Annotated in this window: 23 protein-coding genes and 2 pseudogenes; 8 read left to right on the top strand and 17 right to left on the bottom strand. The window is 69.0% G+C overall.

Going from position 1 to position 23,511, the window contains the following annotated elements; all coding sequences use genetic code 11:
* Window position 1: 1 nt before the first annotated feature.
* The 4 genes from ACFWY6_RS19940 to ACFWY6_RS19925 all read right to left on the bottom strand — a co-directional run bounded on the left by ACFWY6_RS19940 (window position 2) and on the right by ACFWY6_RS19925 (window position 6,544).
* Window positions 2–727, bottom strand: coding sequence for a class I SAM-dependent methyltransferase (locus tag ACFWY6_RS19940; protein WP_384691956.1), 726 nt, complete (start codon window positions 725–727; stop codon window positions 2–4).
* Between the two features lie 147 nt (window positions 728–874).
* Complete coding sequence (locus ACFWY6_RS19935) at window positions 875–3,301, bottom strand: SpoIIE family protein phosphatase (RefSeq protein ID WP_384691953.1); 2,427 nt, start codon at window positions 3,299–3,301, stop codon at window positions 875–877.
* Window positions 3,302–3,450: 149 nt separating this feature from the next.
* Window positions 3,451–5,856 carry an MFS transporter gene (locus tag ACFWY6_RS19930; protein WP_384691950.1) on the bottom strand — a complete coding sequence of 802 codons (2,406 nt, stop codon included), beginning with the start codon at window positions 5,854–5,856 and terminating at the stop codon, window positions 3,451–3,453.
* A gap of 244 nt (window positions 5,857–6,100) precedes the next feature.
* Entirely contained in the window at window positions 6,101–6,544 is a 444-nt protein-coding gene (locus ACFWY6_RS19925; protein WP_384691948.1) for an SRPBCC family protein, read from the bottom strand.
* A gap of 152 nt (window positions 6,545–6,696) precedes the next feature.
* Between ACFWY6_RS19925 and ACFWY6_RS19920 the strand changes: the two are divergent.
* The 3 genes and pseudogenes from ACFWY6_RS19920 to ACFWY6_RS19910 all read left to right on the top strand — a co-directional run.
* Window positions 6,697–6,924: pseudogene (locus ACFWY6_RS19920) on the top strand (radical SAM protein); the annotation flags it as partial.
* A gap of 37 nt (window positions 6,925–6,961) precedes the next feature.
* Complete coding sequence (locus ACFWY6_RS19915; RefSeq protein WP_384691945.1) at window positions 6,962–7,141, top strand: hypothetical protein; 180 nt, start codon at window positions 6,962–6,964, stop codon at window positions 7,139–7,141.
* Between the two features lie 128 nt (window positions 7,142–7,269).
* Window positions 7,270–7,725, top strand: a complete 456-nt coding sequence (locus tag ACFWY6_RS19910) for a hypothetical protein (protein WP_384691942.1) — start codon at window positions 7,270–7,272, stop codon at window positions 7,723–7,725.
* A 92-nt stretch (window positions 7,726–7,817) separates the two neighbouring features.
* Here the strand turns inward: ACFWY6_RS19910 and ACFWY6_RS19905 are convergent, their stop codons facing one another.
* The 12 genes from ACFWY6_RS19905 to ACFWY6_RS19850 all read right to left on the bottom strand — a co-directional run bounded on the left by ACFWY6_RS19905 (window position 7,818) and on the right by ACFWY6_RS19850 (window position 16,712).
* A complete protein-coding gene (locus ACFWY6_RS19905) occupies window positions 7,818–8,015 on the bottom strand; it encodes a hypothetical protein (RefSeq protein ID WP_384691939.1) in 198 nt (65 codons plus the stop codon).
* A 184-nt stretch (window positions 8,016–8,199) separates the two neighbouring features.
* On the bottom strand, window positions 8,200–8,469 hold the full coding sequence (locus ACFWY6_RS19900) for a hypothetical protein (protein WP_384691936.1): 270 nt from the start codon (window positions 8,467–8,469) through the stop codon (window positions 8,200–8,202).
* Window positions 8,470–8,585: 116 nt separating this feature from the next.
* Window positions 8,586–9,791, bottom strand: a complete 1,206-nt coding sequence (locus tag ACFWY6_RS19895) for a helix-turn-helix domain-containing protein (RefSeq protein ID WP_384691934.1) — start codon at window positions 9,789–9,791, stop codon at window positions 8,586–8,588.
* 497 nt (window positions 9,792–10,288) lie between these two features.
* A complete protein-coding gene (locus ACFWY6_RS19890) occupies window positions 10,289–10,585 on the bottom strand; it encodes an HNH endonuclease (protein ID WP_384691932.1) in 297 nt (98 codons plus the stop codon).
* 180 nt (window positions 10,586–10,765) lie between these two features.
* Window positions 10,766–11,932: a phage major capsid protein gene (locus ACFWY6_RS19885; RefSeq protein WP_384691930.1), complete on the bottom strand. Its 1,167-nt coding sequence runs from the start codon at window positions 11,930–11,932 to the stop codon at window positions 10,766–10,768.
* Window positions 11,933–12,154: 222 nt separating this feature from the next.
* The gene (locus ACFWY6_RS19880; protein WP_384691927.1) at window positions 12,155–12,418 is read right to left on the bottom strand and encodes a hypothetical protein; all 264 of its coding nucleotides are present in this window, start codon (window positions 12,416–12,418) and stop codon (window positions 12,155–12,157) included.
* A 442-nt stretch (window positions 12,419–12,860) separates the two neighbouring features.
* On the bottom strand, window positions 12,861–14,093 hold the full coding sequence (locus tag ACFWY6_RS19875; RefSeq protein WP_384691924.1) for an AAA family ATPase: 1,233 nt from the start codon (window positions 14,091–14,093) through the stop codon (window positions 12,861–12,863).
* Complete coding sequence (locus ACFWY6_RS19870) at window positions 14,090–14,359, bottom strand: hypothetical protein (protein WP_384691921.1); 270 nt, start codon at window positions 14,357–14,359, stop codon at window positions 14,090–14,092. The genes ACFWY6_RS19875 and ACFWY6_RS19870 overlap by 4 nt, the downstream gene beginning before the upstream one ends.
* Window positions 14,356–14,703 (bottom strand): hypothetical protein, encoded by a 348-nt coding sequence (locus ACFWY6_RS19865; protein WP_384691918.1) that lies wholly within the window; start codon window positions 14,701–14,703, stop codon window positions 14,356–14,358. The genes ACFWY6_RS19870 and ACFWY6_RS19865 overlap by 4 nt, the downstream gene beginning before the upstream one ends.
* Window positions 14,693–14,911: a hypothetical protein gene (locus tag ACFWY6_RS19860; protein ID WP_384691915.1), complete on the bottom strand. Its 219-nt coding sequence runs from the start codon at window positions 14,909–14,911 to the stop codon at window positions 14,693–14,695. Before ACFWY6_RS19860 ends, ACFWY6_RS19865 begins: the two co-directional genes overlap by 11 nt.
* Window positions 14,912–15,018: 107 nt before the next feature.
* Window positions 15,019–15,267 (bottom strand): hypothetical protein, encoded by a 249-nt coding sequence (locus ACFWY6_RS19855; protein WP_384691912.1) that lies wholly within the window; start codon window positions 15,265–15,267, stop codon window positions 15,019–15,021.
* Window positions 15,264–16,712 carry a recombinase family protein gene (locus ACFWY6_RS19850; RefSeq protein WP_384691981.1) on the bottom strand — a complete coding sequence of 483 codons (1,449 nt, stop codon included), beginning with the start codon at window positions 16,710–16,712 and terminating at the stop codon, window positions 15,264–15,266. The genes ACFWY6_RS19855 and ACFWY6_RS19850 overlap by 4 nt, the downstream gene beginning before the upstream one ends.
* Window positions 16,713–16,724: 12 nt before the next feature.
* On the opposite strand from ACFWY6_RS19850, the pseudogene ACFWY6_RS19845 reads away from it, so the two are divergent.
* The 3 genes and pseudogenes from ACFWY6_RS19845 to ACFWY6_RS19835 form a co-directional block, all read left to right on the top strand.
* Window positions 16,725–17,549: pseudogene (locus ACFWY6_RS19845) on the top strand (radical SAM protein); the annotation flags it as partial.
* A gap of 133 nt (window positions 17,550–17,682) precedes the next feature.
* The gene (locus ACFWY6_RS19840; RefSeq protein ID WP_384691909.1) at window positions 17,683–19,251 is read left to right on the top strand and encodes an alpha/beta hydrolase; all 1,569 of its coding nucleotides are present in this window, start codon (window positions 17,683–17,685) and stop codon (window positions 19,249–19,251) included.
* A 79-nt stretch (window positions 19,252–19,330) separates the two neighbouring features.
* Complete coding sequence (locus ACFWY6_RS19835; protein WP_384691906.1) at window positions 19,331–19,723, top strand: RidA family protein; 393 nt, start codon at window positions 19,331–19,333, stop codon at window positions 19,721–19,723.
* A 12-nt stretch (window positions 19,724–19,735) separates the two neighbouring features.
* On the opposite strand, the gene ACFWY6_RS19830 is transcribed toward ACFWY6_RS19835, so the two are convergent.
* Complete coding sequence (locus ACFWY6_RS19830; RefSeq protein ID WP_384691903.1) at window positions 19,736–20,308, bottom strand: adenylosuccinate lyase; 573 nt, start codon at window positions 20,306–20,308, stop codon at window positions 19,736–19,738.
* 334 nt (window positions 20,309–20,642) lie between these two features.
* Between ACFWY6_RS19830 and ACFWY6_RS19825 the strand changes: the two genes are divergently transcribed.
* Together ACFWY6_RS19825 and ACFWY6_RS19820 are read left to right on the top strand one after the other, a co-directional pair.
* Window positions 20,643–22,433 (top strand): 3-hydroxyacyl-CoA dehydrogenase family protein, encoded by a 1,791-nt coding sequence (locus ACFWY6_RS19825; RefSeq protein ID WP_384691900.1) that lies wholly within the window; start codon window positions 20,643–20,645, stop codon window positions 22,431–22,433.
* A 124-nt stretch (window positions 22,434–22,557) separates the two neighbouring features.
* Window positions 22,558–23,367, top strand: coding sequence for a TetR family transcriptional regulator (locus ACFWY6_RS19820; RefSeq protein ID WP_360764395.1), 810 nt, complete (start codon window positions 22,558–22,560; stop codon window positions 23,365–23,367).
* The last annotated feature ends 144 nt before the right edge of the window (window positions 23,368–23,511 follow it).

Here is a 23,511-nt window from a genome sequence, read left to right as displayed (position 1 = left end):
CTCACTCCGCCCGCCCCACCACCACCCACCTCGACGGCAGCTCGATCCGCGTGCCGTCCGGCGTGAACTCGGTGGTGATCAGCGGCAGTTCGCCCTCGGCGTGGACGGTGAGGCCCGCCGCGCCGATGTACGCGAGCACGGCGTCGTCGGCGACCTCGCCCGGCGCGATGCCGTGCGCGAACACCGGCGCGAGCTTGGGCGGCGGGCCCGCGGGGCTCTGGGCCAGGCCCTTGAGGACGGGGCCCGCCGCCTCCGCGAGCTCGACCACGAAGGCTCTGCCGCGCTCGCCGACCAGTGCGGCGATCCCGTCGACGAGCGGCTGGCGGTCGGCGGGTTCGCACTGGTGGAGCACGCCGCGCATATAGACGTTCACATCGCCGAGTTCCGCGTGCAGTTGCTCGGCCTCGGCGTGCTCGGCCGCGTCGACCTGCCGGAACTCCGCCTGCCCCGCGGGGTCGGCGTGCCGGGCGTGTTCGAGGGCGGCGGCGGACAGGTCGGCGCCCATGACGCGCGGGAAGCGGTCGGCGAGGAAGCGGGTCTGGGTGCCGTTCCCGCAGCCGAGGTCCACGACGGGCAGGCCGATGGCCGCCATGTGCGGTTCGAAGAGGGCCAGATGGATGCCGACGGTGAGCGCGGGATCGGAGTCCCAGAAGACGGCTCCCTGTTCGTCCGGAGCCTCCCGCCAGAACCCCTCCCAGGCCTCCTTGTACCGACTCGTGACGCTCATGCCCAGCTCCCCAGGATGCGACGGCGGCCGCCGAATCCGACGGCGAGATCGGTCTACCGCGCCCGGGGTGCGCGGACAAGCCACCCGCGCGGTTCTTCACCACGCATTCGATGTGTTCCCGCCGGGCGCACCCCCCTGGGAGCCGGCTCACCGACGAGGCGGCGCCAGCTCGAACCACACCGTCTTGCCGGTGCTCGTACGGCTCGTGCCCCACTCCTTGGCGAGCACGCTGACGATCCGCAGACCGCGTCCGAACTCGTCGCCGGGGCCCGCGTTGAGCAGCGTGGGCAGGGTGTGGTCGTCGTCCTCGACCTCGCAGATCAGCGTGGGTCCGGAGCGGACCAGGCGCAGTTCGACGCGGCCGCCGCGGGAGTGCCGCACGGCATTGGTGACCAGCTCGCTGACCAGGAGCTCCGCCGTCTCTACGAGGGCGTCGCGGGACCAGGCCCGCAGCTGTCCGCGCACCAGCTCGCGGGCCCTGCTCACCTCGCTGGGGTCGAGCGCGAGCCCCCACCGGGCGACGTCCTGTTCGGCGACGCCGTTCAGCCGGGCCATCAGGAGGGCCACGTCGTCCTTGCGGCCGCCGCGTGTGTTGAGCGCCCGGATGATCGTGTCGCAGGCGTCGTCCATGGAGGCCGCGGGGTGGGCCGCGGACTCGGTGAGGGTGGCGAGTCCGACGCCGATGTCCTCGCCGCGCACCTCGACGAGACCGTCGGTGCACATCAGGAGCCGGTCACCGGGCGTCACGCGCACGCCGACCGCCTCGAACGGCACGCCGCCCACGCCGATGGGCGCCCCCGTCGGCAGATCGAGGAGCTCACTGCGGCCGTCGGTGGCGCGGACCAGGACCGGCGGGATGTGACCGGCGTTGGCCAGCTGCAGCTCCCCCGCGATCGGGTCGTAGACCGCGTACAGACAGGTCGCGAGATAGTGCTCGCCGAGGCGCTGCGCCAGGTCGTCGAGGTTGCGCAGGAGCTGCGCGGGCGGCAGGTCGAGGGCGGCCATGGTCTGCACGGCGGTGCGCAACTGGCCCATCATCGCCGCCGAGTTGAGGCCGTGGCCCATCACATCGCCCACGACGAGCGCGGTCCGCGAGCCGGGCAGTTTCACGGAGTCGAACCAGTCGCCGCCGACCCGGCCGAGGAGCGTGCCCGGCAGATAGCGCGTGGCGATGTCGCAGCCGGTCATGCGCGGCTCGATGTGCGGCAGCATGCTGTCCTGGAGCGTGTCGGCGACGCTCTCCTGGTACGTGTACATGCGGGCGTTGTCGAGCACGAGGCCCGCGCGGGCGGCCAGTTCGGCGCCGGTGACACGGTCCATGTCGTTGAAGACGGGCCGCTCCCGGTGGCGCAGCAGGATCATGAACCCGAGGACCACGTTGCGCGCCTTGAGCGGTACGACGAGCATCGAGCGGTGGTTGATGAGCGGCCGGATGTCGCGCTTCTCGAACTGGGAGGCGATGGCGTTGCCCATCTCCTCGCTGATGCGCGGCACGAGGACCGGATCGCCGGAGGTCATGCACTGGAAGAACGGCGTGTGCGCAGGGAAGGGCATGGATTCGCCGACCGGTACGACATCGTCCCAGCGGCCCGGCTCGTCCGTGTGCTCCACGGCGACCCGGTGCCACAGCGTGGTCTCGTCCGGCGGGCCTTCGGGGAACCCCTCGCCCGCGACGACCTGTTCGCGCAGATAGGTGCCCGCGACGTCCGTGAAGCGCGGCACGACGGCCCGGCTGACTTCGAGGATCGTCTGCGAGAGGTCGAGTGAGGAGCCGATGCGGCCGCTGACCTCGTTGAGGAACTCCAGGCGTTCGCGCACCGCGGCGTATTCGATGTCCTCGCCGTCGTCCGCGGCGTCCGGCACCGGGGTGCGGCCCGCGGCGACCGCTTCCGCCTCGCGCCGCCTGCGCTCCTTTCGCTCGGTGCGCCGGGCGACGCCCCAGTCCGGGGTGACGGGCACCCGGTCGTGCTTGCTGAACTCCAGGACGGGATAGCCCAGTTCGAGGATCTGGGCGACGATGCGGGAGCTCTCGCCGACGCTCATGCTGGGCAGGATCTCGGGCAGCCGGCCCGCCAGCTCGTCCGCTCCGGGGAAGTCGGTGTGCAGGGCGAAAGCGGGTGCTATCCGCTCCACCTGGCCCGGTTCGAGGCTGTCCGCGTCGACGAGCCGGTCGGCGTCCGCCGCGAGGACGAGCAGCCGCTCGGGCCCTGGGCCGACGAGCGGGTACGCCCACCACAGGACGTCCACGCGGCTCTGTTCACGCCCCGGGACGGAGAGCCGCGCGCGCCCGGCTGCCGGATAGGAGATGCGCCCGTCGAGGGAGGTCTCCAGGTCGGGGCCCAGACCGTCGTACGTTCCGTACGGCTCGCGCTCGTCGGGGATGGCGCCGGCCACCGGCATCAGGTCGCCCGCCGGGGCGCCCACCGCGTCCTCTTTCGCGTATCCGAACAGCCGCCGTGCGCCGGTGCTCCAGTGGGAGACGAGGCCCGCGCGGTCGATGACGACCACGGCGAGCGGGATCCGGCCGGCCACGGCGTGCTGCGCCACCGGCCCGCCCGGAGTGCCCTGATCCATGGCCAACGCTCCTTCCGGCGACACCGTGCAGCCGCGCCGCCCCAACCACCGTACGACCGGCACGGGTTGCCTTGCGGCGCAATGGGGGAATTGGCCCGCGCCGGAGCGCGCGTCCGGCGCGGGTGTGGCCGCGTTCCGCCGGACGGCCTCTAGTCCTCGTGTCCGAGCTGAAGATCCCGCTCCGTACGTCCGCCGCCCGCGACCTGGAGCACGGTGGCCACCGGCGGGTAGCCCGCGGCGATGACCGTGTACTCGCCGGACGACAGGTCGATGAACCGGAAGCTGCCGTCCTCCCTCGTCGTCAGGGTGTCCACCACGTTCCCCGCGGCGTCGAGCAGCGTCACGCGCGCGTCCTCGACGGGCCGCCCGCCGCCGGCCCGCACGGTCCCCCGCAGCACCGCGCCGCCCGCGAGCTCCACGTCCTGGCGGGTCTCGCGCGAGGCCTGCACGGTGACGGGCAGGGCGGCCGGGCGGAAAGCGGGGGCGCTGGCGGCGAGGGTGTACTCGCCCGCCACCAACTCCGTGATGACATAGCCCCCTTCGCGCCCGCTGCGGGTGGTGGCGACGACTTCGCCGCGTACGTCGGTGAGGGTCACCGCGGCGTCCCTGACCGGGGACCCGTCGGCGGTGAGCACGCTGCCCGCGAGCCGGCCCGCGCCGCCGAGCACCACGTCGAGCTCCACGGGGCGCTCGCCGACGGTGACGGTGACCGCCTGCGGCTGGTGACCGCCCGCGGCGGCGATCAGGACGAACGATCCGGAGCCCGGCGTGGACAGCGCGTACCGCCCGTCCTCGCCGCTCGCGCCGCGGCCGATCTGCCGGCCCCCGACATCGATGAGGGTCAGGGCGGCGCGGGGCACGACGGTGCCGTCCGGGTGCTGCACAGTGCCGCAGACGGGCACCCCTGCGACGTACGCGGTGCGGGCCTGCGGAATGGACGTGGGCTCGGCCGTGGGGGCGTTCTGGGACGCTGCGCTGGACAACAGGGGGGTCTCCTTGAGGAAGAAGGAAATCAGCGTGCCGAGGACGAGCACCGGCACCAGGTAGAGGAAGATGCGCGGCATCGCGTCGGCGTAGGCCTGGATGTAGCCCTCGCGCAGCTGGGCGGGCATCGCGTGCACCAGCTGCGGGGTGATGGATTCGGGGTCCGGAAGGCCCGCCCCGGCCGGGATGCGGTCGGCGAGCGAGTCCGCGAGCCGTTCGGCGAAGAGGGTGCCGAAGATCGCGGCGCCCACGCTGCCGCCGATCTGCCGGAAGTAGTTGTTGGCGCTGGTGGCGGTGCCGAGGTCAGCGGGGCGTACGGCGTTCTGCACGGCGAGGATGAGCACCGGCATGACAAGGCCGACGCCCGCGCCGAGCACGGCCATCCAGATGCTGTAGTTCAGCCGGGAGGTATCGGCTTCGAGCCGCGAGAGCAGCCACATGCCGACAACGGAGAGGATCCCGCCGAGGATCGGATAGATCTTGTAGCGCCCGGTGTGGCTGATGAGCTGCCCGGCGAGGATCGAGGCGCCGACGACGCCGCCCATCATCGGGAGCATGAGGAGTCCGGACTCGGTGGCGGTCGCGCCGTCGACCATCTGCAGGAACGTCGGCAGATAACTGGCCGCTCCGAAGAGGGCGACTCCGATCACCATGCCTACTAGACCGGTGATGTTGAAGACGGAATCACGGAACAGGCGCAGCGGAATGATCGGTTCTGCCGCGAAGCGCTCGGCGACGAGGAAGAGCACGGTCGAGACGAGCGCCCCGGCACCGAGCCCCAGGATGACCCTCGACCCCCACGCGTACTCGGTCCCGCCCCAACTGGTGAGCAGCACCAGGCAGGTGGAGGCCGCGGCGAGCAACAGCGCGCCGAGCACGTCGAGCCGGGCCTTCGCGGTGGGCTTGGGCAGCTTCAGTACGAGGGTCACCACGGCGAGGGTGACGAGGCCGAACGGCACGTTGAAGTAGAAGCACCAGCGCCAGGTGACGTGGTCGGTGAAGAAACCGCCGAGCAGCGGTCCCGCGACCGAGGCGAGGCCGAACGCGGCGCCGATCAGGCCCATGTAGCGGCCGCGTTCCCGGGGCGGCACGATGTCCGCGATGATCGCCTGTACGCCGATCATGAGGCCGCCGGCGCCGATGCCCTGGATGGCGCGGAAGGCGATGAGCTGGTCCATGGTCCGCGACCACCCGGCAAGCGCGGACCCGACGATGAAGATGACGATGGCGAACTGGAAGACGCCCTTGCGCCCGAACAGATCCCCGATCTTCCCGTAGATGGGAAGCCCGATCGTCGAGGTGAGCAGATAGGCGGTGATCGCCCAGGACATCTTGTCCAGGCCGTGCAGCTCGCCGACGATCTTGGGCAGCGCGGTGGCGACGATCATCTGCTCCAGCGCGGCGAGCAGCAGCGCGAGCATCAGCCCGACGAACACCATCCGGACACGGGCGGGGCTGAGCCCGTCCACGGCCGAAGCGGATGCGTGCGGCGGCGATGGTGGCGCCTCTGCCACCTCCGGGACCGCCGCCTCGCCCCGCCCGGCGCCCTGCACCAGCGTCGTCCCGCCCACGTTCTGCTCCCCTCGTCACGCTTGCGCCGCACATTTCTCGCATTACGCGACAACTGCGAGCAAGCGCGACGAGCCGCCCCGGCACGGGGCCCGGCAGACGTAAGCGCCGGTGGGAGCCCTACGGCGTACAAGCGCACCGAACGGAAAACCACTCGAAACGGTGAGCCCGACAACAACCCCTACGGGCTACGGGAGTTGAGGCGGAGACCGGCGCGCGAAAAACGCGCCAGCGCCGTCGTGGGACCTACTTCTCCACCTCGGCCGCTAGCTTGCCGAGCACCTCGTCATAGATCCGCACGAGCCCCTTGGGCGCGAAGGTCTTCTCGAAGAAGCCGCCGATCCCGCCCGCGCCGTTCCAGACGGAGGAAACGACGACGCGCGCCTTGCCCTCGCCCGCCGGGGTGACGGTCCAGGTGGTGACCATGGAGGAGTTGCGGTCCTTCTCGACGAGCTCACCGTCGGTCGGCTCGCTGACCTCCAGCAGGCAGTCCCGGATCCGCTTGCTGGTGGCCTGCAGCTTCCAGTGGACGAGCGTCCCCTCGCCGTCCCCGCCCTCACGCACCTCGTACTCGCTGAAGCGCTCCGAAAGGATCTTCCCGCGCGTGCCGTCGTAGTCGGCCAGCGCATCGAAGACATCCTCCGGCCGACCCACGATGACCCGCTGCGTGGTCGCCTCGACCTGCGCCATTGCACTTCCTCCAGCACTCGGTGACTCAGAGATTCCGCCAAAGCCAACCACTGTGCGCACCGGGGTCCCAAATCGGGGTCGGCGAGGTATCCGGTCGCACGATCAAGGGAACATGTGTTCTATTGTGTGGCCAGTGCTACCGAGGAGGCGTCATGCGCTGGGAGAACCTCGCCGATGGGCCGTCACGTGGGGTCGCGGATGCCGCGCTGTTCGGCGCGGACGCGGTTACCACCAGGACCTTCGACACACCTGAGTTCAGAGGGATCACGTTTCACGAGATTCGGGCCAAGACGATCGTGAACCGGGTGCCCGGCGCGTCCCGGATGCCGTTCGAGTGGACGGTCAATCCGTATCGGGGGTGCACGCACGCGTGCTTGCACTTCACTTGGTAACCCTATTTAGGCCCAGGAGGTTTCGATGCCCGGCACTCTGAACGCAGACCTGGCCTGGAAGGGCATGACCAGGTCCCCCTTCGCCAAGGAGACCCCGGGGCCACGCCCCGCCGCCGCAAAGTCGGGGAAGGCCTACTGCGCCATACTCCTGCGGGACGCATCGCACGAGGACGCGACAGCTCAGAAGCGGTCGCCTGAAAACTGATCCCGGTTCGCGCCCCTTGACACCACGGTGTCCGAGGCGGATACCGGATGCACAAGACGGCGCCGCCGAGTGTCCTACCACCCGACAGCGCCTTGATCAGACACCTTCGCCTGCAAGGAGTCCGACCCATGGTGAACGTATCGAGATCTTCTGATGCCCGGCTAGACGACTGGGCCCGCAAGATGATCCGGGGTCTTCCCCCGATGGCCCGCGAGGACGTCGCGGCCCTGGAATGCCTCCGCAGCCCCTCGGGAAGCCATACACCCGAGCCCGCCCAGGAGACGACCCCGCAGATCCCCGAGGAACTGCTCCTCCTCGCCGGGGCCGACCAGGTCCCCGACGATGACGAAGACCTCGCGGACTATGTCCTGGACGCCGCCGCATACGTGTACGCGGTCGCGGTCTGGGACGGCGACCACGTGTCCACGAAGGCGCTGGAGGACGCCCTCGGGACCTATCTGCCTCGCGCCCTCGCCATCGTGATCCACGAGTACGAGGCCTGCGCGTGCGACGGCACCGTGCCCGTACGCACGCTCACCGAGTGCCGGAACATGGCCCTCGCTAGCCTGCCCGCGAGCCGCTGACCCCGGACACCATGGCGCCCCGCTCCCCATAGAGAGGAGCGGGGCGCTTCCGCCCGCCCCGGTCGGCCCGCGACGGCGCCGGGGCGGAGGTCTCAGGCGGGCATCTCCTCTTCGTACCGGACGCGCCCGTCACTGCCCTTGGGGTGCTGGTCCAGCGGGAGCAGGCCGAGCACGAAGCGGCACACCGGGCAGAGGTAGACGACGCGTCCGGCCGTGGACGCCACGTGCTCCAGGGCGACCGCGATCGGCTCGGCAGTCGGTTCGTCGCACTCGCGGCAGACCTTGGTCATGATGTCGCCCCCGGGGAGCGACGGCGGCCGTGGCCGCAGCCATGGGCGCAGTGGTAGACGAAGAGCGGCGGCTCACCGGGGGCGCGCTTCCCCTGGCGGTACACGGGGACGTTGTCGCCGGGGCACAGGCTGCACTCACCCAGCTGACATTCAGGAGACAGATCTTCGGTGCGTGGCTTAGTCTTCACGGCGTGCGCCCCGGGGTCGCGTGGCTCACCTCGTACACGCTGGCGCGAAGGATCTCGTCATCCTTAGCCTCGCGGATGTCCTCGGGACGGCCGTCCCACTCACGACCCCCACCCGGAGGACGGAGCTGGACGTACGGCCCTTCGTGCCCCATCACGCGGCCCAAGCGCTGGCGTCGCATGTCGATGACCAGGGCGCCCACGGGGCGCTTCTCAGTGGCTTCGAGCGCCGTTCCCTCAGCGGCTTCCGCGTGGCTATCGTCGGTCATGTTGCAGCTCCTTGCAGCTGTGGCCACGCCCCCGGGCGTTCGCGCGTCGCGGGGGTCTGATCACTTCATGCTGCTACTGCGCAAAGACGGTGAGTTTCACGGTCTGTGAAACATCGTCAGGTCATGCCGAGCCACGAGGCGAACCCCGATAGCGACTCCTTGCTGTACCGCTCAAGATGGATCAACGTCTGTGCGATCTCGCGTACTTGGGGGTGGTTTCGGGCCTGTTCCGGCGATGCCCGCCGGGCCGCTTGGAGCGCGGCGAACGCCTTCTCCCGGTTCCCGTAGTCCAGCCACCCTTTGGCCGCGTCGATGTACCAGCGGCCTGCCCGCACCGGCGCCACCGTGGCGGGCAGCCGTGTGCGCCGCGTCCTGCGTACGACCTCCGGACCGTCGCGCATCTCCACGGCCACCCCGAGTCGATGCATCGCGACGTTGGTCGGCCCGAACTCCAGCCCGTAGTGATTCGCATCGCGACCGAGGCGCCGGGCAGCCTCTGTCGCGGCATCCAGGTGTGCGTGCGCGGTCGGAGCGTTCCCCGCCCGCGCGGCGAACATGGCGGAACGCAGGTGCACGGCACCGTGCACGCTGAGAGTGGGCGCGTCCATGACGGCGATGTCCTCGCCCAGGTCATGGCGCACGCGGTCGAGCAGCCGTATCCCGCGGTCGTACGCGGCGGCCTGAAGGAACAGTGTCGAGCGCTGCCACTGCGTACGGCCGATACGAAGAGGGTCGGCAGACTCCTGCGCCGCCCAATTCACCCGGTCCATCGCCTGAGAGCGGAGATCGAACAGCCCGACGGCGTAGGCGATGGCGGTCACACCGGAATACGCCTCCCCGAGCAGCCCGAACAGCTGCTCCCGCTCCACCCCGTCGGCCGCGTGACAGGCGGTCGACAACTCATCGAGCAGGGGCGGCAGCATGCAACCGAGCTTCGCGTACCGAGCCTTGCGACCGAGCGCAGAGGCTGCCGCTACGTCCGCGGCCAGGTCATCGAAGGACCGGACGGGCAGGTCATCGTCAGGCAGATCCCAGCTCAGCATGGACGTCTGGATATCGGGGATGGTCGCGTACACCCGCCCCCTGCGAGGATCCTCGTACGGCTGCCCTGTGAGCTGCTCCAGCCGGACCCCCAAGGCACGGGCGGCGCCCGCGGTGAGCGAGGGCGTGGCTGGCTTGTGCCCCCGCTCAACCTGAGCGATGAGCGATTTCGAGCACGGGATGCGTTGGGCGAGCTGCAACTGCGTCAGACCACGCGCCTTGCGCGCCTCCGCGATGCGGAGTCCGATGCGCTCACCCACGTTGTCACTGGCGTAGGGCATCCTTGGAACCCTTCTGACTTCGACACTCAGAAGGTACCCCCGTAGGTCTTGGGAGAACGGCGTTTGGCCCCTGTCTCCCACGATGGGGGCCAGCGTTACCCAAGGAGGACCACCGATCGGCGTTTGCGCAACGTAACTTGATCTGCCCGCCGGCCCGCCGCGACCCCTTCGCGCGCGGTTTGCACCAGAGAAGAATCTGATCGAATAGCCTTCCAGGGCGCCGATCAAGCCCCTGACCTGCAGCTTTGCCGCGTTTACGCAAGTCTCAGCGGAGGGTTATCTCCTCGTCAGGGGCGGTGGGGTCAATGATCAACTTCTCTTGCGATCCCACCCCGCCCCCCTACGCGGTAACGATCAGCGCTCTGACCTGCGACAACGGATCGGATCTACACCCCGATCTGTTTGCTCTGCAAATCCCCCAGTGATCACCGCACAAGTCAGAGCGTCATTGCTCAAGCAAAGACGATCGTGTGCGCGTGAGGCTGATCAACGACCCGTCACCACCGCCGCGACGCGACGACCTTGACGGGCGACGGCCCTGAACCCTTGATCAAGTTGCACCGGCGGTGCGACGGCCGCAGGTACGCGATGTCATCGGGGTCGTCGCCGCGCGCGATCAGGACGACGCGCGGCGGTTCGTGGTCTGCCTGCCATGACCACCGGTCAGGGTGACGGAGTGTCAGATCGATGTCGCGACCGCAGATGTGACAGATCGGCACTGACTCGCGCTTCAGCTGTGCGACGGCCAGGCGCCAGCGATGGGACTTGCGACCTCGGTACTCGGAGTTGTCCATCGTGGTCTCCTCGGCCGTGTCGTACGAGGGGGCGCCGGGGGGCCCCCCCGGGGCGGGCGGACCACCCGGGGGTCACGGCGGCGGTGTGGGGGGGGGGCGCCCCCCCCCCCGGCGCTGTCTCCCCCCGCGGGGGGGGGCCCCCGGGTCCGGCGCCGTGGAGCGCGACGCCGGGGCTATGGGTTACGCGGTGTTGATCACCCTGAACGCCGCCGGACGCGTCAAAGCGAATCCGAACCTGCCTTCGCAGCGCGCCTGAATCTGGTTCTTCGTGAACAGAGTTCCGGACCGGTCAAAGTCCAACACCATATCCTGGCGGACGAAAAGCCGGGACATCCTCCAGTCCGCCAGAATTGCCTTACCCGTCGGAACGGAGGTGCTCACCACCACAGGGAGCCCCTTGAAGATATTCTGGAAGGCCCCTCCATCAATTACGTACTCCCCGTCTGCCGTCGTAAGCAAGTCAAGGGATTCTGCATCGGCAGGATTGATCGCCCAAGCGGTGGGGCTTTCCTTGGCCACCTGAGAAGCGGTGAATGCCTTTCGCAGTGTGGTCGCAATGGAAGTAGCGTAAGCAGTCGTGCCGACACCACTCGTGTTCAGGATGCCGACCACGTTTTCCTGAGAAACGGCACCAGAAACAATGTCCGCCTCAAGGGCGTCGATCACCCCGCGGGACATTTCCATTTCGAGAAAGTCGGCGATATCCCCGTGGTCCTGAAGAATGCGCTCCGGAATAGCCTCTGAAAGATGGGCATAAACCCGCGCGCGATCTGAAATGGACGTCAGAGTGTAAACACTGGTCGGCTTTGTAGCGCTGTCGGCAACGGCGGCGGCATTGTCCGTGCGAGTGGTCTGCTTCAAATATTCAAATTCGTTGCCCGCAATAGGCTGCCGGTCGATCAGGAGGTCAAGAAGCCTAGCCGGATTGGCGGGCATAGGAAATGTGCCGACGCGCACCAAATTGGGCGCATCGAAACTACCGGCGGCAACGGCCTTAAGGCCTCGCTCCTTAGCCGCCTTTACCAGCTGGCCAGCTGCGGCATTCGCCCACTGACGGGCACCCTCGCGGACAGTGGAGGCCCCTTTCACAGGGGCGCCCCCCTTGTCGCCGCGGGCGCCGTCGCCGTGCTCGATGTCCACGCCCTCAGTACCTCCGCCGAATGCGCGGGCCTTGGCTATCTGCTCGTCCAGCTTGGCCAGCGCGACGGTCAGATTCCCGCCCCGGACCTTGTGGCCCGTCGTAATATCGCCGGGCGCCATGTCGGTAATCGTCTTCAGTTCCTTGACGATCCGGTCCCGCTTGGCGGTCAACTCGTGTATCAGGTCAAGGGATTCGAGAATATCCATTACTCACCTCGGGATAGCGTCTGGAACATTTGTTACAGACGAAGCCGGTGATCTTGACGTTGTCCATGTGGACAGACTCAAGATCACGGAATTGCCGATATACGGCCGTGAATCCGAGGTGTCACCAGCCCGGCGAGAGGGGCGGCCCGACGTGGCCTGGGCCAGGTGGGGTATGCGTCCGTGCCTCTCGAAGTGGTTCAAGAGTACCCGGCTGACACACCATCAGTCGATGTTGTTCAGGGCGTCCGCCCTCGCGGCGGCGGCGCTGAGCGCGGGCCAGATCGGATCATGCTGGGCACGGAAGTGCTCGGCCAGCATCCGCCAGGAATCGGACGGATGGCGGACCGTCCAGCGGCTCGACTGTGCCGCAGCGTCGGCAGCCTCCACGAGGGCGGCCGTGATCTCGCCGAAGCGGTGACGCTCCTCGGGACTGAGCACGCTCAGCGCGAGCCCAAACGGATCACCGTGGGTCTGGTCGTCGGTCATGGTCTGCTCCTCCGGTGTCTCGTACGAGTACGAAGTTCAGGGATCTTCAATGAGCGGCGTTCTGGGCCGCATTGGTGGTGTCGGCGGCGGCCACAGTGCCGGGTAGCGGTGAGCGGGCCGTACGCGGGCGGGGACGGGTCTCTACAGGCCGCCCAGCAAGGCGCCGTAGCTATGCGACCCGTCCAGCGCCTTCAGCTGCGTCGCATCGCCGTGATCTTTGAGCCAATTGGTTCCAAGTCCTTGATCCATTGCGTCGGGTACACGGCTCCCCTTGCTCTAAGGCAAGGGGGAACCGTGCACCTGGGCGCCGTGTAGGCCGTGCACTAAGCCGTGCACCTCCTGACCTGGTCGTTCCTGGGAAGCGTGCACGCCGTGTGCGCACCGTGGGGGTACACGCCGAAACAGGCGCGTGCACCCCTCCGTGCACCTCGCTGGACGGTGCTCACGACGGCCCGTGCCCGTTCACGTAGTAGGTCGCGGCGGCGCCCTTGACCTCCGGGTCGCGCCGCAGCAACTCGTGCGTGCGGCACAGGGCGTCCAGCTTTCGGCGTGCCTTCTCCTTCTGCGCACTGGTCGGCTTCTTGGCCTCGAAGAGCGCTTCCGCCGCCGTGAGCGCGGTCATCCCGTACCCGCCCGCTGCCCGTACGAGGCCGACCAGATCGAGCTGGTCGTGCACGCTGGTCGTCCCCGCCGTGTGGTCGTGCGTCACCTGGAACGGGCCGATCTCGTTCATGGGCTGTTTCAGGTGCCGGAAGCTCACCACGGGGTCCCCGGCATCGCCCCACAGAAGGATCACGGAGCCTGCGCCGGACGTGATCCAGGTCGAGCCGTACACGTCGGCGAGCGTGTTCGGCGTCGTCCCGTTCGCGCCGCGCTTCACCTGGTGGTGCTGCTCGATGACCTGGACGCCGGACACGATGGCCATCTGCCGCGCCCTGTTGTACCCGGCGCCGACTTCATCGCCGGACAGTCCAAGGGCGACATCCTTGAGCGAGTCGACGATGACCGTGTCGGCCCCGTGCGCGCGGCACATTTCGGTAAGCGTCTCGGGGCGCTTCGCGAAGTCGTGAGGGGGTGGCCCTTTCCATACCCTCAATCGCTCGTCCAGGACCGTGCGGTCATTCTCGGAGAAGAGCCGCTGCATTGCGCGGCTTGCCTGCGCCGGCCGGTCACACGCCAGGTAGAGAACGCGCCCGCCCCCTTGCTGGACGGGATATCCGAGAACCGTGCTCCCGAGACCGAGCCGACCCCGCACAATCTGTGCGGCAAGCGTCGTCTTGCCGACTCCGGAGGGGCCGCAGAGCATGAGCGCTTCGCCCTCGGCCCACAGCACGTCTCCCCCGACTCCCCATACAGCGGGAGGCGTGGCAGCGGCGTCCAGGATGAAGCCGCCGCCGGGCACAGCGAATGACGCACTCTGTGCCGTCGCCTCGGCCCAACGGCGGTCTGCCTCGGCCAAGTCCTGGCGGCGTTCCAACTCCCTCCGTATGGCGGCTTCACGAGACGTCGTCTTACGGAACTCGACATCGTCCGCGATCGCCTGCCATTCGGCTTTCTGGTGATCGGGGACGAATGCGAGAACGGTGTTCTGCTCCTCAACGCTGGTCGCGGTGAGGAAGGTAAAGGCAGCGCCCTCCAAGGCGGCCTTGGTGAGACTGTAGACAGAGGCCGTCATTCCGCACCTCCGACCCGCACGGCCAACATGGAAACCCCGGCACGGGCGGCAGCACGAAATGCGTCCGGGCCGTCCGGCAGCACGCCGTTAAGCACGGGGCATTCCGCATCATGCACGACGTTGATGTGGTCAACTCCGAGGTCATCACGGCGAATTCCGCGGACCTCGGATATGCAGCTTCCGCAGCGATACGCCTTCGCGAGCTTCACGGCGGCTTTCGCGGGCCGCTGGCGGCGGTGCTTGCCGGACGGCTTGCGGCGGCTCACTGGGCGCCGCCGTCGATGGCATCGGCGATCTCGCTGAGCGCTTTGGCGGCGGCCCGCAGTGCCCGAGCGTGATGACGTTCCCGGAGCGTGGCGGCATGGGAGCCGAACTGGTCGCGGTACAGGTGCCGTTCACAGGCCTCGGCCAGCGCATTGCCGACCTCGACGAAGGTCTGAATGCCGCGCCGGATGATGTCTTCGAGCCGCTCGAAGTCGCCGCGCTCAGCGGAATTCAGCGGAGCATCGTCGGGTACCGTGGCATACGGAACACCGTCGCCCGGAACGTTCCTCTTCGCAGCCTCCGAGTTGGTCGGCTCGGAGGCTGCGCCATGATCGCTACGCGGCATCAGCGGCACCACCCTCAGGGCGCAGCAGCGCACGGAGCCGGGCTATCTGACCAGACGTCAGCGGCGGCCAGCCGCTCACGACGCGATCGATGTACTCGGCCGTCGTAAGGGCCTTGAGTTCGCGGTCCAGTTCGACGGTGTCCGCGTCAGGGTGATGGCGTCGCGTCGCAGCTATCTTGGCGCGCAGGTGCGCGACTTCGGGATTCACGTGAATCACTCCCGGGGCATACGAAGTACGCGCCCCGGTGAGAGCGCCTGTCGCGAGTGCGGTTAACGGCCGCCCGCGTCCGGCCTGCTAGCAACTGTAGCAATACGTCAGGGAATCCGAGAGATGTCCAAGATCGTGATTCCCGCCTCGGCGATTCTGATCATCTTCTCCTCGCGGAGCTGTGCGTCACGGCCGCATTTCGTGCAGACGAATCGGTACGTGTAACCGCCGTCAGGCCGCTGAACGTTGTGCTGTGCCGCATCCGGGATGCCGAATTGATCCACGCCCGGCTCGCAATAGTTGATCAGACGCCGGGCATGCTGCCTTCGGTCGGTGCACACGACCTTGACGATCACTCCGCTACCCCGTGTCCCAGGATCTTCGGCTCGACCTTGACGGAGCGCGGATCGAACGCCCGTCGCCCCGGTCCCGCCGGATAGATCGTGATCGTCATCAGCATGTCGACGACGGCGCGTTTCCGGTCCAGCGGCAATGCGTCCCACGCCGCAACGGCGTCATCCGAGCCCACGAGGTCACCCAGCACCGCCGCGCGAGCCGGGTGGGTCATCTTCTCCTCGACGTCCGCTAGTCGCGCCTTGACGCGCCGTACTGCGGCCTTGAACTCCAGCGCATCGGAGTCGTCGTCATCCGCGAACGCGTCAGTCATGTTCTTCAGCCGCGCCCTCAATGTGCCCGCCTTGGCCATCAACTCGTCCATGTCAGGGCGCTCTTCGTCGACCAGCAGCTGACTCCCGTACTGCTCGATGATCCGCAGAACGATCCCCAGCGGCTCACCCGGTTCGGTACTCGCGATCAGCTGGTCCATCGGCTCTGCGTTCCGCGCAAGGTGCTTCACGGGTCCCCTGCACTTGTAGAGGCGATCCGGCCCTGTCTTCGCACTGCTCTTCGGCCCGCGTTGGGCGCTCGTCACCGTGGTGCCGTCGTCGCAGACCCCGCACCTTGCGATGCCGGACAGCAGCCACTTGCGCGCGGGCCCCGGCGACGTCTTCCGCGAGTCGTCGGTGAGAATCGCGACGGCCTGCCGCCACACGTCCTCGCTGATGATCGCGGGCCAGGTACCCGGGTACGTCGTGCCGTGGTAGTCACGCAGCGCCGCATACCGCTCATTCAGGAGTAGGAAGCGCACGGCGTTGTGCGTCCAGGGCCTACCGTTACGGTTCAGGATGCCCCGCTTGTTCATCTCACTCGCGATGCCCGACAGCGTGGCGCCCGCCGCGAGCGCCTCATGCATCTTGCGGACCTCCGCAGCCTCAGCGTCGATGACCTCAGCGCCGTCCGCTGTATACCCAAAACACCGTGGCCCGGTCGGCACCGCGCCTCGCTCGACGCGCTGCCGCATCTCGCGCTGCTCGCGCTCCGACATCTGCTCGACCTCGAACGTGTCGACCTCCCCCAACAGTCCAGCCAGGAGGCGCCCCGAAGCTGTGGTGAGATCCAACTCCGGTCCCTTGACGCAGAGTACGGACACACCATGTTTGCGCAGGGTCTCGATGCCTTCGGCACGTTCCCGACGGTTCCGCCACAAACGACCAAGCATGTAGACGATGATGACGTCCACCTCGTCGCGCCTTACGGCAGCCATGAGCCGCTCGTAATCCGGGCGGTGCTTGCCGTGCGTCGCGGACTTGTCGTTGTCGCGGAAGCGGCGGCTGTCGATGGGGATCTCTCGGCGCGCGGCCAGTTCGGACGTGTCCTCGCCCTGGCGGATAACGCCGTCCTCGTCGCCCTCGTCAGCCTTGCTGATCCGCTCGTACGTCGCACCCTTGCAAAATAGGGTCATAGCGAGAAGTGTAGTTGTATCTACTGCTTCGCGCGCAAGACGCACAGTTACCTCGACCTGGACACCGGGCTCGGCTTCGACAGCCAGATCGTCGTCAAGGTGAACGCCCCCGATCTGCTGCGCCGCCAGCTCGCCTCGCGGCACTGGCAGGGGCAGCACATCGCGATGGGCACCAACGTGGACTGCTATCAGCGCGCGGAGGGGCGGTACGGGCTCATGCCCGGGATCATCGCGGCGCTGCGGGATCACGCGAATCCCTTCTCCATCCTCACCAAGGGCACGCTGATCCTGCGGGATCTGGAGCTGCTGCGGCAGGCCGCCGCCGTCACCGACGTCGGGATCTCCGTCTCCGTCGGCTTCGTCGAGCACGAGCTGTGGCGCACCGTCGAGCCGGGCACGCCCGCCCCGGAGCGGCGGCTCGACGTCGTACGGACGCTGACCGAGCACGGCATCGGATGCGGGGTGCTGATGGCGCCGGTCATTCCGTTCCTCGGGGACCGGCCCGAGCAGCTGCGGGCGACCGTGCGGGCCATCGCCGCCTCCGGGGCGAACTCCGTGACGCCGCTCGTGCTGCATCTGCGGCCCGGAGCGCGCGAGTGGTTCATGGAGTGGGTCGCCAAGCACCATCCGTATCTCGTGCGCCGCTACGAACGGCTGTACGCGGAGGGCGCCTACGCCCCCAAGTGGTACCACCGCCGCATCACGCGGCAAGTGCACGAACTGGCCGAGGAGTTCGGCATCGGCCCGGCGCGCGCGGGCGCCGCCCGCCGTATCCGCGTGCCCGAGGAGCCCGAGCCTGCGCCCGCGCCCGGCGGTACCCAGCTCACGCTCCTGTGACCGCACCGCACTGAGCGGCGCCCCTTTCAGGTCATTCATCGACAGAACCACCCCCTTCCGGGCGGGCTTTCCGGGACGATGCCGCGGGGGCCGTGGCACCCACGGTCCCGAACCCCCCGCCCCGGGAGGCCCGATGAAGAAACGCGCCGTCGCCCTGTGCGGCGTCGCCGCGGTGGTGGCCTCGATGGTCACGGCCGCGGTGCCCGCAGCGAGTGCCGACAGCACAAGCACCCCGCGTACGTCCACCCTCACCTGGAAGAAGTGCGCGACCAAGGACTACCCCACGCTTCAGTGCGCCTCGCTGAAGGCGCCCCTGGACCACGACCGGCCGCACGGCCGGCAGATCACCCTCGCGCTGTCCCGCGTCCCGCACACCGCGAAGAAGTCCCAGGGCCCGCTCCTGGTCAACCCCGGCGGCCCCGGCGGCAGCGGTCTTTCGCTCGCCGGGTTCGTCGCGAAGTCGCTGCCGGCCAAGGTGGCGGCGCAGTACGACGTCATCGGCTTCGACCCGCGCGGCGTCGGCAAGAGCACACCGGCACTGAACTGCCGCCCCGGCCACTTCTCCCCGGTGCGCCCCGACACCGTGCCCGCCACACCCGCGATCGAGACGGCGAACCTCAAGCGGACGCAGTCCTTCGCGAAGGCGTGCGCCGAGAAGTACGCGGACGTACTGCCGTTCATCGACACGGTGAGCGCGGTCAGGGACATGGACGCGATCCGCGGCGCCCTCGGCGCCAAGAAGATCAACTACTTCGGCTACTCGTACGGCACCTACCTGGGCGCCGTCTACGGAAAGCTCTATCCGGACCGCGTACGCCGCATGGCCCTCGACTCGATGGTCGACCCGACGGGCGTCTGGTACGACGACAACCTCCAGCAGGACTACGCCTTCGACGCACGCCACAAGGCGTTCGCCGCCTGGGTCGCCCGGCACGACAAGACGTACAAGCTCGGCAAGGACCCGGCGAAGGTCGAGGCCAAGTGGTACGCGATGCGCAAGGCCGTCGCCAAGAAGCCCGCGGGCAAGAAGGTCGGCGCCGGTGAGCTGGAGGACACCTACCTCCCCGGCGGCTACTTCAACGGCTACTGGCCGTTCCTGGCCGAGGCGTTCGCCGCGTATGTGAACGACAAGGACGCGGATCCGCTCGTGGAGGCGTACGAGAACTTCGGCGCCGTCGACGCGGCGGGCGACAACGGCTACAGCGTCTACGCCTCCGTGCAGTGCCGTGACGCGTCCTGGCCGCGCGACTGGGGCACCTGGCGCGACGACAACTGGCGGGTCCACGAGAAGGCACCGTTCATGGCGTGGAACAACGCCTGGTACAACGCCCCGTGCGCCTTCTGGCCGACGGAGTCGCTCCGGCCGACGGACGTGTCCAATGCACAGCTCCCGCCGACGCTCCTCTTCCAGGCGACGGACGACGCGGCCACACCGTACGAGGGCGGCATCACGATGCACCGCAAGCTGCACGGATCGAGCCTGGTCGTCGAGCAGGGCGGCGGCAACCACGGCATCACCCTGTCCGGCAGCAGCTGCCTGGACCAACACCTGGCGACATATCTGGAGAACGGGAAGGTGCCGCGCAGCGGCGGCGAGATCGACGCGGTGTGCAAGGCGCTGCCCGACCCCAAGCCGCTGAGCACGAAGGCCGGTTCGGAGCGCGGGGCCACGCTGCACGGCCTGCTCGGCTTCCGCGGCTGAGCCGGGTCGAACCCCGGGTGTCCGGACAACACCCAGGCCCGTCGGGGGCGTTGAGGGCTCCATGGTCCAAGATGGACCCATGAGCCGACTGACCCACATCAGCGCCCCCGACGGCGTCTCCCCGGCCACCCAGTACACGCACGTGGTCATGGGCACGGGCCGGTTCGTGGCGATCTCCGGCCAACTCCCCCTGGACAAGGAGGGAAACCTGGTCGGTGAGGGCGATCCCGCCGCACAGGCGCGGCAGGTCTTCGACAATCTGTGGCACTGCCTCGTGGCCGCAGGCGGCAGCTTCAGGGACGTCGTGAAACTGACGTACTTCGTCACGGACATGGCGTACATGCCCGCGATCCGCACCGCCCGTGACACCTATCTGGACCCGGCCCGCCTCCCCGCCGCCTCGGCGGTCCAGGTCTCCGCGCTTGTCTCGCCGCAGTGCCTGATGGAGATCGAGGCGTACGCGGTGCTGTAGGGCACCGCCGCGTCACTCGTCCGGCAGCCGGGCGAGCGCCGCGGACGCCGCCGCCGCGAGCCGCGGATGGCCGCTCGCCCTCGTCAGGACGTCCCTGGCCCGCGGGTCGCCGAGCGCACCGAGGCCCTCCACGCACGCGAGCGCGATCTTCCCGTACGGGTCGTGCGGGACGAGCCTGCGCTGCAGCGTGGTGATCAGGGCGGGCACCGACTCGGGGGCGTGCAGCTCGGTGAGCAGGCGCACCGGATGCAGGGCGTAGGCGATGCGCAGTTCATTGGTGGCGAGGGCGGCCGCCGCGCGCGCCGTGCGCGGGTCGCCGAGCCGCCCCAGGGCGTACGCGGCGGCCGCGCACCGCGAGGGGTCCCGGTGGTTGAGCAGCAGCACCAGCGACTCGAAGGCCCGGCGGTCCCCGGCTGCGCCGAGCCGGACCGCCGCCAGTTCCCGCGCCCACAGCGGCTGCCCCGCCGCCGCGAGCACGTCCGCAAGTTCCTCGAGATCAGCGGTCGCAACCAGCCTCTCGTAGGCCTTCGAGACCCCCGCCTCGCGGCGTAAGCGTTCCGTCACCGTCCGCAACTCCACGTCCATGACGGGGAGCCTATCCGCGATGTAGATCACAAACACCGGGGACTGGCGCGCTCGTTACTCGCCGGTTAGCCTCATGTGAGCGGGGCACACTCCTCGTAAGCAGTTCTTTTCCTTGTGGCGGCCTGGTGACGCAGCCGCCATAAGTGCAAGTCGGTTCGGTACTTCAAGTACCTCAGTACGACGTGGCTCCGGGACAGGGCCGGTCGACTCCTCACGGGCGTGCGCGCTTTCGCCGCCCGGTCACGACACGCAGCACCTCCCTCCGTACGCCGCGCATTCCCCGAAGCGCCCGCGTGCGCCCCTCAGTCGTCACTCACCTTCCTGGAGTCCACACATGGACACTCCCTTGAACACCGTCGCCGTGATCGGTCTCGGCACCATGGGCACCGGCATCGCCGAGGTCCTGGCCCGCGCGGGCCGCGAGGTCATCGGCATCGACATCAGCGAGGCCGCGGCCGTGCAGGCCGTGTCCGCCATCGAGGCGTCGACCGAGCGGGCCGTGCGCCGCGAGCACCTCACCGAGGAGGAGCGGCAGGGCGCCCTCGCCCGCCTGCGCACCTTCACCGACCTGAGCGCCGCGGCCGACGCCGACCTGGTGATCGAGGTCGCCCCGGAGTCGTACGAGATCAAGCAGCAGATCGTCCGCGAACTCGACGGCGTCGTGCGCCCCGAGACGATCATCGCGACCGGCACCAACGCGCTGTCCGTGACCCGCCTCGCCGCCGAATCGGCGCGCCCCGAGCGGGTGTTGGGCCTGCACTTCTTCAACCCGGCACCGGCGATGAAGCTGGTCGAGGTCGTCTCGTCGGTGCTGACCGCGCCCGCCGCCGTCGCCGCCGTCACCGAGCTCGCGTACGCCCTTGGCAAGGAGCCCGTGGCGGTCGGCGACCGGCCCGGCTTCGTCGCCGACGGTCTGCTCTTCGGCTACCTCAACCAGGCCGCCGCGATGTACGAGGCGAAGTACGCGTCCCGCGAGGACATCGACGCCGCGATGAAGCTGGGCTGCGGCCTGCCGATGGGGCCGCTCGCCCTGCTCGACCTGATCGGCGTCGACACGGCCCGCACGGTCCTCGACGCGATGTACACGGAGTCGCAGGACCGCCTTCACGCCCCCGCGCCGATCCTCAAGCAACTCAGCGAGGCGGGCCTGACCGGCCGCAAGTCGGGGCGCGGCTTCTACTCATACGACAAGGCAGCAGCGCCGGGCAGCTCGGTCGTGGTGCGTGACGCGCTGACCCCGCTGGAGAGCGGTCAGCAGATCGGCGGCCGGGAGATCCGGTCGGTCGGCGTCGCGGGGTCGGGGACCATGGCGTCGGGCATCGCCGAGGTGTTCGCCAAGGCCGGCTACGACGTGGTGCTCGCCGCGCGCAGCGAGGAGAAGGCGGAGAAGGCCAAGGCCCGTATCGCCAAGTCGCTTTCGCGCTCTGTCGAGAAGGGGCGGATGACGGCGGAGACGGCGGCCAAGACCCTGGACCGGATCGCTCCGGCCGGTTCGTACGAGGCGTTCGCCGATGTCGACCTGGCCCTCGAGGCGGTCGCCGAGGACCTGGAGATCAAGCAGCAGCTGTTCGCGGCGCTCGACAAGGTCTGCAAGCCGGGCGCGATCCTGGCGACCACCACCTCGTCCCTGCCGGTCGTGGCCTGTGCCCGCGCCACCTCGCGGCCCGGCGACGTGATCGGCATGCACTTCTTCAACCCGGCGCCGGCGATGAAGCTGGTCGAGGTCGTCCGCACGGTCCTGACGACCGACGACGTGCACGCGACGGTCCGCGAGGTCTGCGCGACGATCAAGAAGCACCCGGTGGACTGCGGCGACCGCGCGGGCTTCATCGTGAACGCGCTCCTGTTCCCCTACCTCAACAACGCGATCAAGATGGTCGAGGAGCACTACGCCTCGCTCGACGACATCGACGCCGCGATGAAGCTCGGCGGCGGCTACCCCATGGGCCCCTTCGAGCTCCTGGACGTCGTCGGCCTCGATGTCTCGCTGGCCATCGAGAAGGTCCTGCACCGCGAGTTCCGCGACCCGGGTCTGGCCCCCGCTCCCCTGCTCGAACACCTGGTGGCCGCGGGCTGCCTCGGCCGCAAGACCGGCCGCGGCTTCCGCGAATATGCCCGGCGGTAAGCCGCGCACGGACGGGAGCGCGCCCGGCGAAAGACCGCGCACGGACTGGGGCGGGCTGCTCGATCCGTCGGGCGGCCCCGTCCCGCAGGAGCACTCGACTGCGCATATGCAGTACGTTCGGGTCATGCCCAAGGCCGCCAAGTCCACACGTACGTCCGCTACGCCCGACGCTCCGGAGAGCGCGGCCGGCAGCCGCGCCGCCGCTCAACGGCTCAAGATGCGCCGGGAACTGGCGGCCGCGGCGATGGAACTCTTCGCGTCCAAGGGGTACGAGGCGACGACGGTCGACGAGATCGCGGCGCAGGCCGGAGTCGCCCGGCGGACCTTCTTCCGGCACTTCCGCTCCAAGGAAGAGGCGATCTTCCCGGACCACGACGACACGTTGATCCGGGCGGAGGCGGTGCTGAACGCGGCGCCGCCGCACGAGCACCCGCTGGACACGGTGTGCCGGGGCATCAAGGAAGTCATGAAGATGTACGCGGCCTCGCCCGCGGTGTCCGTGGAGCGCTACCGGCTGACCCGCGAGGTGCCCACCCTGCGCGAGCGGGAGATCGCCTCGGTGGCCCGCTACGAACGGCTCTTCACGCGCTATCTCCTGGGCCACTTCGACGAGCAGGCGCACCACGACGGCAACGACGATCCGCTGCTCGCGGAGGTCGCGGCGTCGGCGGTGGTGACCGCGCACAACCACGTCCTTCGGCGGTGGCTGCGTGCGGGCGGCCAGGGGGACGTGGAGACGCAGCTGGACCACGCCTTCGCGATCGTCCGCAGGACGTTCGGCTCGGGCATCGGGGCGGGGCGTGACACCACCACCGCTCCGGCGGCGTCGGTGAGCACCGGGGGCGATGTCCTGGTCACTGTGGCCCGGACGGACGCACCGCTGGACGAGATCATGCGGACGATCGAGAAAGCACTGCGGGAGCGGGCCTCGTAGGTCCGGGTTTCACCCTGATTGTCCTTGGCTTTTGAGGGGGGGGGTCCCCCCGGGTGTGGCCCCCCCCCCCATCCCCGCCGGCCGCGGTGCCGCACAGGTGGGTGCGGTTTTCAAACAAAAAAGGGCCCCCGGTGTGGTGTCGAT

The sequence above is a fragment of the Streptomyces sp. NPDC059037 genome (assembly GCF_042740015.1).
Classification (GTDB): Bacteria; Actinomycetota; Actinomycetes; order Streptomycetales; family Streptomycetaceae; genus Streptomyces.
The sequence above is the reverse complement of the archived record's forward strand: the minus strand, read 5'-3'. Positions and strand labels throughout refer to the sequence as shown.

Coding starts and splice junctions, on each gene's coding strand:
- ACFWY6_RS19940 (WP_384691956.1), bottom strand. CDS start 727: ATGAGCGTCACGAGTCGGTACAAGGAGGCCTGGGAGGGGTTCTGGCGG.
- ACFWY6_RS19935 (WP_384691953.1), bottom strand. CDS start 3,301: ATGGATCAGGGCACTCCGGGCGGGCCGGTGGCGCAGCACGCCGTGGCC.
- ACFWY6_RS19925 (WP_384691948.1), bottom strand. CDS start 6,544: ATGGCGCAGGTCGAGGCGACCACGCAGCGGGTCATCGTGGGTCGGCCG.
- ACFWY6_RS19915 (WP_384691945.1), top strand. CDS start 6,962: ATGCCCGGCACTCTGAACGCAGACCTGGCCTGGAAGGGCATGACCAGG.
- ACFWY6_RS19910 (WP_384691942.1), top strand. CDS start 7,270: ATGGTGAACGTATCGAGATCTTCTGATGCCCGGCTAGACGACTGGGCC.
- ACFWY6_RS19905 (WP_384691939.1), bottom strand. CDS start 8,015: ATGACCAAGGTCTGCCGCGAGTGCGACGAACCGACTGCCGAGCCGATC.
- ACFWY6_RS19900 (WP_384691936.1), bottom strand. CDS start 8,469: ATGACCGACGATAGCCACGCGGAAGCCGCTGAGGGAACGGCGCTCGAA.
- ACFWY6_RS19895 (WP_384691934.1), bottom strand. CDS start 9,791: ATGCCCTACGCCAGTGACAACGTGGGTGAGCGCATCGGACTCCGCATC.
- ACFWY6_RS19890 (WP_384691932.1), bottom strand. CDS start 10,585: ATGGACAACTCCGAGTACCGAGGTCGCAAGTCCCATCGCTGGCGCCTG.
- ACFWY6_RS19885 (WP_384691930.1), bottom strand. CDS start 11,932: ATGGATATTCTCGAATCCCTTGACCTGATACACGAGTTGACCGCCAAG.
- ACFWY6_RS19880 (WP_384691927.1), bottom strand. CDS start 12,418: ATGACCGACGACCAGACCCACGGTGATCCGTTTGGGCTCGCGCTGAGC.
- ACFWY6_RS19875 (WP_384691924.1), bottom strand. CDS start 14,093: ATGACGGCCTCTGTCTACAGTCTCACCAAGGCCGCCTTGGAGGGCGCT.
- ACFWY6_RS19865 (WP_384691918.1), bottom strand. CDS start 14,703: ATGCCGCGTAGCGATCATGGCGCAGCCTCCGAGCCGACCAACTCGGAG.
- ACFWY6_RS19850 (WP_384691981.1), bottom strand. CDS start 16,712: ATGACCCTATTTTGCAAGGGTGCGACGTACGAGCGGATCAGCAAGGCT.
- ACFWY6_RS19840 (WP_384691909.1), top strand. CDS start 17,683: ATGAAGAAACGCGCCGTCGCCCTGTGCGGCGTCGCCGCGGTGGTGGCC.
- ACFWY6_RS19835 (WP_384691906.1), top strand. CDS start 19,331: ATGAGCCGACTGACCCACATCAGCGCCCCCGACGGCGTCTCCCCGGCC.
- ACFWY6_RS19830 (WP_384691903.1), bottom strand. CDS start 20,308: ATGGACGTGGAGTTGCGGACGGTGACGGAACGCTTACGCCGCGAGGCG.
- ACFWY6_RS19825 (WP_384691900.1), top strand. CDS start 20,643: ATGGACACTCCCTTGAACACCGTCGCCGTGATCGGTCTCGGCACCATG.
- ACFWY6_RS19820 (WP_360764395.1), top strand. CDS start 22,558: ATGCCCAAGGCCGCCAAGTCCACACGTACGTCCGCTACGCCCGACGCT.